This window comes from Saccharobesus litoralis (genome assembly GCF_003063625.1).
Taxonomy (GTDB): domain Bacteria; phylum Pseudomonadota; class Gammaproteobacteria; order Enterobacterales; family Alteromonadaceae; genus Saccharobesus; species Saccharobesus litoralis.
Genome location: NZ_CP026604.1, coordinates 5,628,819 through 5,644,764 on the forward strand (window position 1 = coordinate 5,628,819; position 15,946 = coordinate 5,644,764).

The 15,946-nt window shown below is 41.3% G+C and carries 9 protein-coding genes; 6 read left to right on the top strand and 3 right to left on the bottom strand.

Features of this window, described 5'->3' with window-relative positions; all coding sequences use genetic code 11:
* Position 1: 1 nt before the first annotated feature.
* The gene (ilvG, locus tag C2869_RS21570; protein WP_108604882.1) at positions 2-1,642 is read right to left on the bottom strand and encodes an acetolactate synthase 2 catalytic subunit; all 1,641 of its coding nucleotides are present in this window, start codon (positions 1,640-1,642) and stop codon (positions 2-4) included.
* Between the two features lie 631 nt (positions 1,643-2,273).
* Between ilvG and C2869_RS21575 the strand changes: the two genes are divergently transcribed.
* Both C2869_RS21575 and C2869_RS21580 read left to right on the top strand, forming a co-directional pair.
* Positions 2,274-3,212 carry an ABC transporter substrate-binding protein gene (locus C2869_RS21575; protein WP_159084273.1) on the top strand — a complete coding sequence of 313 codons (939 nt, stop codon included), beginning with the start codon at positions 2,274-2,276 and terminating at the stop codon, positions 3,210-3,212.
* Between the two features lie 7 nt (positions 3,213-3,219).
* Positions 3,220-5,955, top strand: coding sequence for a hybrid sensor histidine kinase/response regulator (locus C2869_RS21580; RefSeq protein ID WP_108604884.1), 2,736 nt, complete (start codon positions 3,220-3,222; stop codon positions 5,953-5,955).
* A gap of 292 nt (positions 5,956-6,247) precedes the next feature.
* Here C2869_RS21580 and rho read toward each other — a convergent pair whose 3' ends face one another.
* Together rho and trxA are read right to left on the bottom strand one after the other, a co-directional pair.
* Positions 6,248-7,516, bottom strand: a complete 1,269-nt coding sequence (rho, locus tag C2869_RS21585) for a transcription termination factor Rho (RefSeq protein WP_108604885.1) — start codon at positions 7,514-7,516, stop codon at positions 6,248-6,250.
* A 216-nt stretch (positions 7,517-7,732) separates the two neighbouring features.
* Entirely contained in the window at positions 7,733-8,059 is a 327-nt protein-coding gene (trxA, locus tag C2869_RS21590) for a thioredoxin TrxA (protein WP_108604886.1), read from the bottom strand.
* A 110-nt stretch (positions 8,060-8,169) separates the two neighbouring features.
* On the opposite strand from trxA, the gene rhlB reads away from it, so the two are divergent.
* From rhlB to C2869_RS21610, 4 genes are all read left to right on the top strand, one after another.
* Positions 8,170-9,450 carry an ATP-dependent RNA helicase RhlB gene (gene rhlB, locus C2869_RS21595; protein WP_108604887.1) on the top strand — a complete coding sequence of 427 codons (1,281 nt, stop codon included), beginning with the start codon at positions 8,170-8,172 and terminating at the stop codon, positions 9,448-9,450.
* A gap of 2 nt (positions 9,451-9,452) precedes the next feature.
* Positions 9,453-10,943, top strand: a complete 1,491-nt coding sequence (gene gppA / locus C2869_RS21600; RefSeq protein WP_108604888.1) for a guanosine-5'-triphosphate,3'-diphosphate diphosphatase — start codon at positions 9,453-9,455, stop codon at positions 10,941-10,943.
* A gap of 217 nt (positions 10,944-11,160) precedes the next feature.
* Entirely contained in the window at positions 11,161-13,623 is a 2,463-nt protein-coding gene (locus C2869_RS21605; protein ID WP_108604889.1) for a response regulator, read from the top strand.
* A complete protein-coding gene (locus C2869_RS21610) occupies positions 13,620-15,914 on the top strand; it encodes an EAL domain-containing protein (protein ID WP_108604890.1) in 2,295 nt (764 codons plus the stop codon). The genes C2869_RS21605 and C2869_RS21610 overlap by 4 nt, the downstream gene beginning before the upstream one ends.
* The last annotated feature ends 32 nt before the right edge of the window (positions 15,915-15,946 follow it).

Consider the following 15,946-nt stretch of genomic DNA (forward strand, 5'->3'; position numbering starts at 1 on the left):
ATTATCCTTCTATCATTTCATGGTTGGCTTTGCCTGGCGCAACTAGCGGCCAAACATTGGCTTTTTCGTCAATAACAACATGTAGTAAAAATGGCCCATCAGTATTGATCATTTGATCAATCGCATCGGACACTTCAAAACGACTGTGGATCGTTTTTGCTTTTAGCCCAAACGCCCTTGCCAATGCAACAAAGTCTGGGTTATCACTTAAATCAGTTTCGGAATAACGTTCTTCAAAAAATAGCTCTTGCCACTGCTTAACCATACCTAAACGCTGGTTATCAAGTAGAACTATTTTAAGCGGTAATTGAAAACGCTTGATGGTACCAAGTTCTTGTACATTCATCATAAATGAACCGTCACCTGTCACCACAACCGACATAGTATCTGGTCGCGCTATTTGTGCGCCTACCGCTGATGGCAAACCAAAGCCCATAGTGCCAGCGCCACCGCTTGATAAATGATTTGTCGGCGATGTAAATTGCATATGTTGTGCAACCCACATCTGGTGCTGACCAACATCACAGCTCACCACATGATCGTGAGGTAATTTTTGGCTTAGCTCATTCAATAACGCAGGAGCATAAATCCCCTCACCTGGCGCATCATAACGCCACGCATGTTCGGCTTTTAAATCACTGACTTGTTGTTGCCATTCACCAATATCAACCACAGTTTTCATTTGTGGAATAAGCTTTTTAAAATCACCGCGGATCGCAACATCAGGTTTGCGTAATTTACCAAATTCGGCTTTATCTATATCAAGGTGGATCACTTTTGCTTTCTGGGCAAAGGTGTCTAGTTTACCGGTAACACGGTCATCAAAACGCGCACCAATACAAATAAGCAAATCACATTCTTGCACCGCTAAATTAGACGCCTTAGTGCCATGCATACCAATCATCCCTAGGTAGTAGGGGTATGTTGGGTCAACTGCGCCCAAACCTTTCAGTGTCGCAACCGCTGGTATTTTAGTGGTCGTTAAAAAGTCATTTAACTCATCAACCGCATCTGCCATACCAACACCACCACCAACATAAGCAACAGGGTGCTTGGCATGCGAAATTAAGCTACGCGCCGCTTCAACCTGCTCAAGGCTAAATTCAGGTAATTCAGGTTTAGGGATAGGATAAGGTTCAAAATCAACCTGCCCTATTTGAATATCCTTTGGTATATCAACTAATACCGGTCCCGGTCGACCCGACTGAGCTAACTCAAAAGCATCATGCAATACACGCGCGAGATCATTAATATCTTCAACAATAAAGCTATGTTTAGTCACAGCTAAACTCATGCCTAAAACGTCAACCTCTTGGAAAGCATCGGTTCCCATCAAAGAACTAAAAACTTGTCCAGTAATCGCTACCACAGGAATTGAATCTAGCAAAGCATCGGCTAAACCAGTGACTAAGTTAGTCGCACCTGGCCCTGACGTTGCCATGCAAACACCCACTTGGTTAGTCGAACGAGCATAGCCTATGGCTGAAAACACTGCGCCTTGTTCATGGCGGCATAAAAAGTGGTCTAACTCTGAATCATAAAAAGCATCATATATTGGCATAATGGCACCGCCAGGGTAGCCAAATACGTGCTTAACGCCATGCTGTTGTAGTACTTTTAGCACCAGCTGTGCGCCTGTCATTCTGTCACCTTTCTCGCTGCTCACGAATTAAAATCCCTAAGCATAAATTTTTTGAAACAATAATAAAAAGCCCCCCGAACCTTCCGGTGCGGGGGGCTGTCATTCGAAGCGTTTTTCTTTAGTTCGAACCAATCCCCCGCGATGGCACAATAATGACCACCACGCTGATAAGGATTACGACTAAAGAAAGTAATTTCATAAAACCCAAAGAATACTTGTTAAAAATTGAACATCTTGGTTTAGTGCCGCTATAGATACCACAATACCTGATTTAGATCAAAATCTTTCTTAGACCAAAAAAATTACCTTCAACACTTTTACATAAAAATAAACTATGCTGCTTAGGGGCATTCTTAGCAAACGCTATTTCGTTTACTGAGTTATACGGCTATAATTTAACCACTAGCCTATTCATTTTGCCAAGCAGTTTTCAAATATAGTCAAAGCGATCAGGTTTTAGGGGCAGGTTTCTGGTTCCAGACGAAACCTAAGTACCTACATCCATGTAGGCAAAGCCGTCAAGCTTCGAGGTCCCATGAGCATATGCTCTATTATGTGATTGGGGCGAGTAAGCGCAGACAATGAACCATAAGGCCTGAGCGAGAAGACTATAAACTTAAGGATGGTTACTTTGAATCTTACACGCTCTGCAATTGCACTATTCATTATTTTATTGAGCATGTTATTGAGCGCCTGCTCTCAAGCCCCGCAATCCATACGTATAGCCATCAACCCTTGGCCAGGTTATGAATTTATCTACCTCGCCGAACAGCAAGGCTATTTTAAGCAGCAAGGACTGAACATAGAATTAGTGCAGATCGCCTCGCTGGCTGATGGATTACGCGCATTTAAAGCCGGGCAAGTTGACGGCATGGCCAGCACTACGGTTGAGGTTGTTCATGCGGCAGCGTCTTCTCACCGGCAAATCACACCAATTTTAGTCGCGGACGCTTCATTTGGTGGCGACATAATAGTGGCGCAATCCGACATAAAACACGTACGCGAGTTAACGGGGAAACGAGTCGGCCTCGAGCTGAACTCGCTTGGCGTGCTAGTTTTGTCTTTAGCGTTAGCGCAACACGATTTAAGTTTACATGATGTACAATTAATCAATATAGAACAACTTGATGGCGAACAAGCGTTAGATAACAAACACATAGATGCATTTGTAACTTACCCACCTATCGCCACTCGCTTAACGTCTAAATACAATACTATTTTCACCAGCAAGCAAACGCCCAATCAAATATTGGATGTTGTCACTGTCGACGCCAGCAAAATACCTAACCTAGCTGAGTTTACACAAAAGTTTCACGCGGCTTGGCAACTCGCCCTAGACTTTACTTTGGCGAATAAAAACGTGGCGTATCAAATTATGGCGCAGCGCCAAAACATCAGTATCGCTGATTTTCAACAAACGGTAGAAAACGACTTAACCATTTACAATCAAAGCCAGCAGGCTAACGCATTAGCTCTGGTCAAAGAAAACATAAACTTTGTTTGCCTGAGCCTAGCTGAGAGTCAACAAGTTAACCTACCTTGCTCGCAAGTAATCAATAACATTAAGTGATGTTGCTATGCCATTAAACAGATTGTCGATCAAACTCGTCTTACCTATCTGTATTATTTTATTGATGTTTGCCGTTGCTATGGGGTTTAGTTCTTACAGAGCGACTCAAAGCCAAGTAGAACTCTATTTAGAACAACGCCAACAAAATATATTTGATACCGCTAATTTTGCGCTCGACTCCAATCAGTCCTTGGCACAACAACACAAAGTATTAAATTTATTGGCCGCGGCGCGAGACGTAAAATATATATTTTTAATTGAGCCGGAAACACAATTAATAACCGTTGCTAATGTTTATCAACTCATTGGTAAACCTGTCACGCAAATTGACAACATGCCTTTACTTGAAAAGCGCCCTAGTTTTCAATCACTACAGCTCAACCCGCATCAATCTCAGCTTGCTGACAACTATCAACATTATTCATGGCATGCCTTACCTTTACTCAACGCCAAAGGCAATGCTTACCAAACCTATTTATTAGCCATACATCTGGACGCAAAACAAAGTGCGTCAAGTGTCACACAGGGATTGGTTGATTTATCTATCTTATTTTTAGCCAGTATCGTATTAGTAGCTATTGTTAGTGTGTTATTGCTCTATCAATTTGTATTAACTCCGTTGCGCATTCTTGGCGAATCCATTCAAAAAAATCAAACCGCAGCAACACCTCAGTTATTACAAGAAGATTTTGCCGATGATTTTAACTTTCTAGCTAAGGCTTATAACAAGCTGCTACTGACTAAAAACCAGCAAAATGCCGAGTTAATAAAATCTGCACGCGCAGCCGACCGCGCTAATGCCGCGAAAAGTCAATTTCTAGCAACGATGAGCCATGAAATACGCACCCCAATCAATGGCATTATGGGGATGTTAAATTTGTGCTTAGAGACGCAGTTAAATGACAAGCAACAACACTTTGTTAAAGGCGCATTGCAATCATCTGAGTCATTACTGCATATCATTAACGATATTTTAGATTACTCAAAAGTGGAATCAGGCCGCTTAGAGTTAGAAAAAATTGAATTTGGCCTGGACGACATTATTGAACGCTTAAAAATACAAGTCATCAATCAAGCTCGACAAAAATCAATCGACTTATATTTTGCTATTCCGCCTGAAATAGCAGAGATGACTTATCGCGGCGACCCACACCGTATTGGCCAAGTGTTACTCAACTTAACCAGTAATGCCATCAAATTTACCAAACAAGGCTCAGTCACTGTCAGGGCTGTATGCAGTGCGAATGGGCTTTTATTATCCGTACAGGATACTGGCATAGGTTTAACACCAGAACAAAAAGAAAACTTATTTACACCTTTCACCCAAGCGGATAGCTCAACCACTCGAGAATATGGCGGAACCGGTTTAGGTTTAGCGATTTGCAAAAATATTGTCGAGCAAATGTGTGGCGGCATAGAAATCCACTCTCGCTATAAATTGGGCAGTACATTTAATGTGTTTTTACCCTTAATGCCAGAGAAACCCATTACCAAGCCACAAGGTATTGCTACTGGCCGAGCACTATTGTTTGAACCGAACGAACAGTTAAAAAACGCGTTGCGCGACCAACTAAACTATTTAGATTTAGATGTTGTCGATACCGAATCGCCCTTAGTACTCAATACCTTGCTAAGTGAAAAAATCAGTTACCAACTGCTATTCATCAACTTAGCATGTATCGAACAATGTCGAGAGGCCTTGCTAAACTACCAACAACAGCAGAACAGCCGGCTGATTTTCATACACAATCAAGCGACGACCCAACTTAGTGAACAAGAGTGGCCAGAAGAACATTCACTATTAGATTTACCTTGTTCGTTAAGCCAGGTAAAACAACTATTACATCAGACAACGGAAACGCATACTCAAGCAAAAGTCAGCTTCGCCAATAAAAACATTCTCTTAGTTGAAGATAATGCTATCAACGCTGAGATCGCCAAACAGATTTTACTCAATATGGGCTTTAGTGTTGATTGGGCGGAAAATGGCTTAGTCGCTTGTCAAAAAATCAATTCACAACACGATCTCGTGCTTATGGATATTCAAATGCCAATCATGGATGGTTTAGAAGCCACAGCGGAAATTCGCAAAAAAGGCTATAGCGCGCTCCCCATTTTAGCAATGACCGCCAATGCCATGCAGGGCGATCGTCAAAAATGCATTGATGCTGGTATGGATGATTACCTAACGAAACCCATTGATATGGCTAAGTTACGTATGATGCTTCAGCAATGGCTGAAAGTGGAGCAAATCAATGAACAAGCCACTAAGCATACTCGTTCTACCTTGGATAAAACACCAACGCAAAACAGCTTAACGCACACAGCTTCTACACAAACGCATTCAGCACAGGTGAATCCACCACAAGCTAATTCAACACAAAGCTTGATCTTTGATTGTGCAACGGCGTTAGAAAGACTAAGCGGCAACAGTGATTTATTAAAACTATTAGTACAAAAATTTAGCGAGGAGTTTAGTAAAGCTGGGACTACACTTGCTGATTTGCTGCACAATTCAAATAATGCAGATAACCTAAAACAAGCGCAAATTCTGAATCATACCTTAAAAGGTACAGCCGCGAATTTGGGCTTCGATCGCCTAAGTGAAGCTTGCAAAAAAATAGATATGAAATTTAAACAAGAGCAAGCCGTTGCAACTGAAGATTTAGAACAATTTAACACAGCCTTGGCTTTGTCGATGCAACATGCGCAACAATATATAGCACAAACCGAGCAAGCTTAAAGTCCTGCAAAGGCATATAGCCTTCTCGCTCAGGTCTTATGGTTCATTGTCTGCGCTTACTCACCCCAATCACATAATAGAGCATATGCTCATGGGGATTCGAAGCTTGCCTGCATGGATGCAGGTAAGGGGCGAGAGCAGGACGCGGTAGCTTTGACGGCTTCCCCTAAAACCTGATCGCTTTGACTATATAAAGTAAGGTCATAAAACGAGATCATAAAGCAGGATCAAAAAAGGTGAGCTAAGCTCACCTTTTTGACTAAAGCCATAAGACCTGAGCAAGAAGACTATACTACTGACTTCTTTGACGCTTCATAGCTTCAAAAAACTCGTCATTAGTTTTAGTCATGGATAACTTGTCGATCATAAATTCCATCGCATCGATTTCTGTCATTTCATGAACGATCTTACGTAGAATCCACATTTTCTGCAGCTCTTCAGAAGAGGTTAACAACTCTTCACGACGTGTACCTGAACGGTTAATATCAATAGCAGGGAAAACACGTTTTTCAGCAATCTTACGATTTAAGTGGATTTCAGAGTTACCGGTTCCTTTAAACTCTTCATAGATAACTTCATCCATTTTAGAGCCGGTATCAATAAGCGCAGTTGCAATAATAGTTAAACTACCACCTTCTTCTACGTTACGAGCAGCACCAAAGAAACGCTTAGGTTTATGTAATGCATTGGCATCAACACCACCGGTTAATACCTTACCTGAAGAAGGAATAACCGTGTTATAAGCACGAGCTAAACGGGTAATAGAGTCAAGTAAAATAACCACGTCTTTTTTATGCTCAACTAAACGCTTGGCTTTTTCTATAACCATTTCAGCTACCTGAACGTGACGGCTAGCAGGCTCATCAAATGTTGACGCTACCACTTCACCACGTACCAAACGTTGCATTTCAGTCACTTCTTCCGGACGCTCGTCAATCAATAACACCATTAATTGACATTCAGGGTGGTTAGCGGCAATCGATTGAGCAATATTTTGCAATAACATGGTTTTACCGGCCTTCGGCGGTGCAACCAATAAGGCACGCTGACCTTTACCAATGGGTGAAGCTAAATCAAGTACTCGAGCGGTAATATCTTCTTTTGAACCGTTACCGCGTTCCATAATCATACGATCAGTCGCATGTAATGGCGTTAAGTTTTCAAAAAGAATTTTATTGCGTGAATTTTCTGGGCGATCAAAATTAACTTGGTTAATTTTTAATAATGCAAAATAACGCTCGCCGTCTTTCGGTGGGCGAATTTTGCCAGATAAAGTATCACCTGTACGTAAGTTAAAACGGCGGATTTGCGAAGGTGATACATAAATGTCGTCTGGACCAGCTAAGTATGATGAGTCAGCTGATCTTAAAAAACCAAAACCATCTTGCAGAATCTCTAATACGCCATCTCCAAAAATATCTTCACCACTTTTTGCGTGGTTTTTAAGAATGGCAAAAATAATGTCCTGCTTGCGTAAACGAGCCATGTTTTCCAGTCCCATAGACTCGGCTAACTGTACAAGCTCACTAATAGGTTTTTGTTTGAGTTCTGTTAAGTTCATAACGGTGGGTTCTTTAGATGATTATTTTGCTCAATTAATAATTGAGGGTTGATCCAATTAAATGAAAGTTAATGAATTTTAATATTGGAGTTGTTACTCGGAACAGTGCGTCGGTAAGACAGAGATAAAGGTAGCAGTAATGATCAAATAGATCCAGAAAAAAATCAGCTTCATTCAGAACATGAAGCTGATTTTCGCTCTAAGATGCGTTAACAATTAAGCGTGTTGGCTAACAAAATCAACAAGTTGTGATTTTGAGATTGCACCTACTTTGTTATCAACAACAGCGCCATTTTTAAACATTAATAAAGTAGGGATACCACGAATATTGAATTTAGCAGCCACTTCATTGGCTTCATCAACATTCAATTTACCTACTTTTACTTTACCTGCGAACTCAGTCGCAACTTCATCAATAACAGGAGCAATCATTTTACAAGGACCGCACCACTCTGCCCAAAAGTCGACTAAAACAGGTGTTTCAGCATTAATTACTTCTTGGTCGAAGTTGTCATTTGTTAGTTCGATAGTAGCGTCACTCATCGCTATCTCCAATTAAAAAGCTACATTATGCGCGTAGAAATACATATACTGGGCTTTTTTAAACGATTGTGTTTCTTATTGCAAGTTTATACTGATATGCTTACGGAATGATGAATAGCAAAAAACACTTAACAGAAACCAAGTTTAGTGATCTAAACCTAGATCCTCGCATCCAACAAGCCTTGGATGACGCACAATTTGTCTACTGTACGCCAATCCAAGAGAAGAGCTTGCCTTTAGCTATTAAAGGTCAAGATATCGCAGGCCAAGCACAAACAGGTACGGGTAAAACCATGGCCTTCCTGCTGGCTACTTTTAATTATTTAATTACTCACCCTCGTGAAGACGAAGCTGATAAACGTCCGCGTGCGCTGATTTTAGCGCCAACTCGTGAACTAGCGGTGCAAATTCATAAAGATGCTGCATTACTAGCCAAGCATACGGGATTTTCACTTGCGTTGATCTACGGTGGTGAAGGATACGATGAGCAACGCGCCCAATTAGAGTCTGGGGCTGATATTATTGTCGGCACGACAGGACGCATTATTGATTACTATAAGCAGGGCGAAATAAATCTGTCTGGTATTCAAGTGGTTGTACTGGATGAAGCAGATCGTATGTTTGATCTTGGTTTTATCAAAGACATCCGCTTTTTATTCCGCAAAATGCCAGAGCCTACTCAACGTCTCAATTTGGTTTTTTCAGCTACCTTATCCCATAAAGTTAAAGAGTTGGCTTATGAACATATGGGTGAACCGGTTGATGTCTATGTTGAGCCGGAAAAAATGCTATCAGGGCGCATCAGTGAAGAAATATTCTTCCCTGCCCAACCTGACAAAATGCTGTTGTTATTAACCCTGATGGAAGAAGAATGGCCAGAAAAAGCCATTGTTTTTTGTAACACTAAACATGATTGCGAAGACGTTGCAAACTGGCTTAAAGCCGACAAGCACCGTGTAGGATTACTCACTGGCGATGTCAGCCAGAAAAAGCGCCTAAGTATTTTAAATCACTTTACTAAAGGCAACTTGGATATATTAGTCGCAACCGATGTAGCTGCGCGAGGGTTGCATATTTCAGATGTCAGTCATGTATTTAATTATGACTTGCCTGATGATTACGAAGATTATGTACATCGCATAGGCCGTACAGGTCGCGCGGGTAAAACGGGGACAGCCATTAGTTTTGCGTGTGAAAAGTATGTATACAACCTACCGGCCATCGAAGAATATATCGGCCACGCGATCCCTGTTGCGCAATATAACGCTGATGCATTGTTAGACGACGTTATTCCGCCAGCCCCTGTGGCTCGCAAACCTTATCGTGGCAACAGACCTAACGGAAGTCGTCCGAATAAGGCTAATCGCGGCAATAGGAACTACAATAGATAAATATGACGACGAATAACCCTGTATACGCTGCTATTGATTTAGGCTCCAACAGCTTTCACATGCTGCTGGTGCGTAGTGTTGGCGGCAGTGTACAAACGATTGGCAAAATAAAGCGCAAAGTCCGCTTAGCTTCAGGTTTAGATGAAAATAATAATCTAAGCCACGAAGCCATGGCGCGTGGCTGGGATTGCCTATCTTTATTTGCCGAGCGTTTACAGGATATTCCCGCCAGCCAAGTCCGCATAGTCGGCACGGCAACTTTACGCTTAGCGAAAAACGTGGATGTATTTCTCGCTAAAGCACAGGCCATCTTGGGTCACCCCATTAATATCATTAGCGGTGAAGATGAAGCTAAACTGATTTATATCGGCGTTGCCCATACCTCAGGTTCAGCAAAAACTAAACTTGTTGTTGATATTGGCGGAGCCAGTACCGAGCTCGTTGTTGGGCAAAATTTCGAACCCAAAGTGGTTAGCAGTTTAGATATCGGCTGTGTCACCTTTTTAAAACGCTTTTTTGCCGATGAGCAGATCACTCGTCAACAGTTTGATAGCGCCATCAATCATGCTCAACAACTCATTGCACCATTAGCGCAAGCCTACATTGATCACGGTTGGCGAGCTTGCTTAGGTGCCTCGGGTACACCACAAGCCATTCAAGAATGTTTAATTGCCCAAGGTGACAGCGAACTTATCACCTTAGAAAAGATGGAAGCACTTATGATGCAAGCCATCCAATGCGGGACAATAGATAAACTCAACATCAATGGCCTAGCAGAAGAACGGCGACTGGTATTTGTTAGTGGCCTGTCCATTTTGATTGCCATATTCCGCAGCCTAAATATTAACTATTTAGTTTTAGCGGGAGGCGCGTTACGCGAAGGGTTAATATATGGCATGTTACCCTGTCAGCAAAACTTAAATATTCGCCAGCGTACTACCAATAGCTTTATTGAGCGCTATCAGCTCGACCCTGATCAAGCGCGACGGGTTAAAGAAAGTGCATTAGCTTTATTTGATCAAACTCGACTGGTGTGGAATTTAGCCCAGCACGACGCCAGAGCCGTGTTAACCATAGCCGCTCAAGTACAAGAAATAGGCTTTGCTATCGACTTTAAAAAAGCTAACAAGCATAGCGCCTATATTTTGAGTAACACCGCCATTCCAGGATTTAGCTTAGCGCAACGTAAATTAATCATCGCATTAGTCAGTAACTGCCGGGCTGACATTGAAGAGCTAGAGATTAAGTCGCAAACTATGACTAGTCCGGTATTGGCTGCACAGTTAACTGTACTTTTACGCTTAGCCGTACTCATTACCATGCGTCGTAAAGATGAAGTATTACCTCACGTGCAAGCTCATGCCATTGATGATGCGAGTCTAGTGCTTAATTTTGCGCCCAATTGGTTAGCCGAACATCCACTAATGGCAGCAGAACTCGAACAAGAAGTTCAACACTTAAAACGTTTGGGTTTTTCACTAAAATTTTCATAAACCTAACTCTAATTTTTAAAACGAACTTGTCATTCCCCTCGCCCCCTAACAGAACGATATCATTGCTACTTATCATCCTATCGTCACACCAATCACGTTAAATCACTAAATCACTGTTACACAACTAACTAAATTACTCAGTAATGCGCTAGCACAAACCAATTAATTTCGACTATGCTTAAATAATAAAAAAGCAAGGAGGCTAACTCGTCCCGATATGGATACTCAGACTGCTTACCAAGTACTGCGTAGCATCACCCAAGCGCAGGAGACTTTTTTACAAACAGAATCAGCAGTTCAAGCATTTTCACATTTACTCGATAGCATGATGACCTTAAGTGAGAGTCGATATGGCTTTATTGGCAGAGTAAGTATTCGCAATGAAGAAGCAAAAATACAGTTATTAGCCGAATTGCATGCTGGGTTAACCAATGAAATTAAATCGTCTGAATGCTTAGATCAATTACAGGTTAATTTAGATTTTGGCTGTATTCTGGCTGAAACTTTAAAACAACAAGAGTTTCAATCTCAAGAACAACCGCAAACCACCATTCATACTCAAGTATTCCCTGACGACGCACCACCCATAGAAAGATTATTAGTTTTCCCGATTATTGCTAAAAATAAAGCACTCGGCTTACTGGTGTTAACCAATAGCCCAACCCCCTATTCTTCGCACTTTATAAATGCCTTACAAGATCATCAAAATAGTATTGCTCATTTGTTGTATGTCGCCAAACTGACTAATTTGCATGGAGCAACCCAAGCCCAATTAAATATTACAGAGCTACGACTACGCCAATCACAAAAAATAGCCAAAGTAGGAAGCTGGGAAAGAGATATTGATCATGAGCGTGTCATTTGGTCGGATGAACTCTATCGCATTTATGATTACTCACCAGATAAAGTCAAAGCGAGCTTTGTCGCTGAGTTAAATCGCCTGCATCCAACCGATAAAGAGCTGTACATAACCGCTTACAGAGAAGCACTTAATGGTGCTGGCTTAGATATTTATTATCGAATTAAATCCAGCACAGGCCAAATCAAAACTCTGCATAATATTGCTGAATTTCAAATAGATAAAACAACAGGACAAAAAAAATTACTGGGATTAGTTCAGGATGTCACAGGTCAAGTTGCCGTGCAAACCCAGCTCAGCCATAGCCAAATCAACTTTCGTTCTATTATTGAAACCATTCCCGTGCCTATTGTTGCTTTGGATGCCAGTTTAAATATCCGCCTGTTTAACCACGCGGCTGAGCACAGCTTTGCTTATCAGCAAAATCATGTGGTGGGTAAATCTATTCAATCATTATTAACGGATGACAGTTTCGAGATCCTAGCCAGTGTCGCCACAGACTTTATTAACAAAGGCAATAAAACCCAAAGCTACGAATTAGAAGGACTAAGCAGCGATGGTAATTTAATTCCGATAAAAGCCACGCTAGCACCAGTAAAGCGCTTAGACAAAGCCAACGCAAGTGATTTGGTTTTTATTGGTATTTTTTACGATTTAACTGAAATGCGCATTGCCGAGCAAATTTTACATCGCAGTTCAAAAATGGATGCGCTTGGCCATATGGCTGGCGGTATTGCCCATGACTTTAATAACATTCTCAATATTGTTTCTGGTCACCTTGAAATATTAGAAATGCAGCAAGCAGATAATGAAAAGGTGACCAAACGAGTCTCTTCGGCCTTAAAAGGTATTGAGCGAGGCAATCAGTTAACCGCCAAACTCTCAAGACTTTCGCGAATTGATCATAACGACAATCAACCCACGCGCCTCAGCAAAGAAATTAATGACATCAAGGATCTATTAACAGAGTCAGTGCATCGCAAAGTGGCACTTAAATTTAATTTACAATCCAATCAATGGATTAATCTCGACATTGGTAATTTTACCGATGTGTTAATCAACCTCTGCATCAACGCCAATGACGCCATGTCAGAGGGTGGCGAAATCACCATTTCAACCGAAGATATCCAAATAACCGAAGACAGCCAATTTGATACTTCCATGCCATTGGGTTCGTATATACTTTTGCAAATCCAAGACAATGGCTGTGGCATGCCTGACGATGTCAAGGAGCACATTTTCGACCCTTTTTTCACCACTAAAGCCAAATCCAAGGGTACTGGGCTTGGTCTCAGCCTGACCTATAATTTCGTAAAAAGTAGCAATGGCTTTATTTTTGTTACGTCGACTCCTGATATTGGCAGTACGTTTTCTTTGTATTTTCCGATTATCCAACTCAATCAACAACATACCAGCAACCAACTCAATAACGAAGACAACGCCTGTCATGGAAAAAAAGTACTTTTAGTTGATGATGAGACCGCCATCACTAAACTATTGAGCACATTTATGCAACACTATGGCCTAGATGTGCACGCCGTGCACAGTGGCGAGGAGGCATTAATTGAGCTAGACCAAAATAGCTACGATTTAATGCTAAGCGATATTACGATGCCGGGTGAGATAGATGGCATAAATTTAACCATTAAAACCCGACAAAATTTACCAAAGTTGCCTATTATTCTAATGAGCGGCAATTTAAATGACAGCCGGCTGGAACAAGCCGAACTGGCATCGGTACCTCTGTTAGGCAAGCCTTTTAAGAAAAAGGAATTGCTTGAAATCATAAACAGAGTTTTTAGGGCAAGGGAAATAGGATGAGAAAAATACTGCTAATAGATGATGATGATTTGTTTGCAGAGTTCGTTACGGATGCAGCTGAGCTTGTTGGCGCAGCAGTAACAACCATAGTAAATGGTCAAGAAATTGAGCAACAGAATTGTCATGACTATGACGATATTATCGTCGATTTAAGCATACCCGGTTATGACGGCGTGCAACTTTTGCGCTGGTTAAAAGATCATAAATGCAATGCTCGTATTGTTATTGCCTCAGGCTGCGAAACCGCAGTAATCAATTCAGCCAAACAATTAGCAGAAACTTATCGCTTAAACTTAGCTGGCACACTGAATAAACCCTTTACTCTCGAGTCATTTCTTAACTTGCTGCGCAGCGATCAAGACATGACTATGCCTTTAGCCAAACCCAGTGAAGAAGATGAGCTTAGCGATGAAGAAATCGTTTTAGCTTTGCATGAAGGTATTAAAAACGACGAGATAGAAGTTTATTACCAACCCAAATTTGATTTAGCCACCAACAAACTTGCAGGGTTTGAAGGTCTTGCTCGCTGGAAATATAAAGGCAACACCATTCCGCCATCTATTTTTATCCCACTTGCTGAGCAATTTGATTTAATAGACGACATTACCTTTAGCGTTGTCAAACAATGTTTGCCGCAAATAGCTCGCTGGTCAAACACCGAGTCATTACTTAAAATCGCAATCAATTTTTCAGCACGCTCGCTTAGTCAATTAGACTTTCCTGATATATTAAGTCGCCAAGTTGAAGAGAATGGCCTACTACCACAGCAAGTCATTATAGAATTAACTGAAAGTGCTTTAGCTGATGATCAGGCCTCATCGTTAGAAATTTTAACCCGCCTACGCATGAAAGGCTTTGGTTTATCCATTGATGACTTTGGAACCGGCTACTCTTCAGTACAACAATTACAAAATATCCCTTTTACTGAATTAAAAATAGATCGCTCATTTGTCGGTAACTTTTTAAGTAGCCCACAATCACAAGCCATTGTTAATTCAACTGTAGAAATGGCACACAAATTAGGCATTAAAGTGGTTGCCGAAGGTATCGAAGATGCTGATACCAAAAATGCCCTAACTGAACTAGGAGTTGATGTCGGGCAAGGGTTTTATTACGCCAAACCCTTATCTCCTGCGGCCATGGAAAAATGGTTTAAAACCAATAGCCACTTTTTAAGCAACAGTGATGTTAAACAAAGTGATTTAAAAATATGCTTAGTTGACGATGATATTGATTTTATCGCCATGCTCAACGACGTATTTAAAGATGAGTTTCAGTTTTACACTTTTTCGTCATCAATGCAGTTTTTAGATGAAGTAGAAAGCATACGTCCAGACATAGTGCTGTTAGACATAAACCTACCTATCATCAATGGCTTCGATGCTTGTCGCCAAGTGAAAAAACTCAATTTCCCCGTTTCAATATTCTTTATTTCAGGTTCAGATAGCAAAGAGCAAAGACTTAAAGCCTATGCCGCCGGAGGGGATGACTTTATTGCCAAGCCAATAGCCTTAGGTGAGCTGCTTGCTAAGTTACGCACTTTAAAACGCTTCCAAAAAGAACAACAAGACCTAGCAGAACAAGAAGAGTTTGCCCGCGACATGGCCTTCAAGTCCATGACTGAGGCATCACAATACGGGACGATATTACGCTTATTTAAAGATTCATTTTCATGCCGCTCGCATACCCAACTGGCCGAATTGTTTTTTGCTTATATGAGTGAATTACAACTGACTGCCTGCATTCAATTTCGCTCCCCTGCGGCAACTTATAGCTTACGCTCTCCGACCCAACGTTGTAGCCCCATGGAAGAAAACCTCTTCGAAATGCTCAACGATGCCGGACGCCTTTATCACTTTAAAAACCGGACCATGGTTAACGATGACCATGTTTCATTTTTAATTAAAAACATGCCAACCGAAAATGACGATGTGTACGGTCGTTATAACGATTTAATCGCCGCGCTAGTGGAAGGTTTAGAAGCCAAATGGACTGATTTATTAAGAGAGAAATCAACTAACGAGCTAGTGGTTAATATTGATGAAGTATTAGATGCGGTGCGTGGCAAGTTTGATAGTTTTGAAAAAGATACCCACGAAATTATCGATATGTTGATTTTAGACGTGCGTTCCTCCATACATGTGCTAGACCTAACAGAGGAACAAGAAAATTACTTACTCAACACCATTGAAAATGGCGTAGAAAAAGTCATGGATTTAAGTGATGCCGGACGCGAAATAGAACAGGACTTCAGTAAGATTATTGAACAATACAAAGCGATGCGTGGCTAGCCAATCCTTTAGTAAGTGGGTTAATGCTACCT

What these genes read in the sequence shown, in the direction of transcription:
- ilvG (WP_108604882.1), bottom strand. Translation starts at nt 1,642, where the DNA reads ATGACAGGCGCACAGCTGGTGCTAAAAGTACTACAACAGCATGGCGTT.
- C2869_RS21580 (WP_108604884.1), top strand. Translation starts at nt 3,220, where the DNA reads ATGCCATTAAACAGATTGTCGATCAAACTCGTCTTACCTATCTGTATT.
- rho (WP_108604885.1), bottom strand. Translation starts at nt 7,516, where the DNA reads ATGAACTTAACAGAACTCAAACAAAAACCTATTAGTGAGCTTGTACAG.
- trxA (WP_108604886.1), bottom strand. Translation starts at nt 8,059, where the DNA reads ATGAGTGACGCTACTATCGAACTAACAAATGACAACTTCGACCAAGAA.
- rhlB (WP_108604887.1), top strand. Translation starts at nt 8,170, where the DNA reads ATGAATAGCAAAAAACACTTAACAGAAACCAAGTTTAGTGATCTAAAC.
- gppA (WP_108604888.1), top strand. Translation starts at nt 9,453, where the DNA reads ATGACGACGAATAACCCTGTATACGCTGCTATTGATTTAGGCTCCAAC.
- C2869_RS21605 (WP_108604889.1), top strand. Translation starts at nt 11,161, where the DNA reads ATGGATACTCAGACTGCTTACCAAGTACTGCGTAGCATCACCCAAGCG.
- C2869_RS21610 (WP_108604890.1), top strand. Translation starts at nt 13,620, where the DNA reads ATGAGAAAAATACTGCTAATAGATGATGATGATTTGTTTGCAGAGTTC.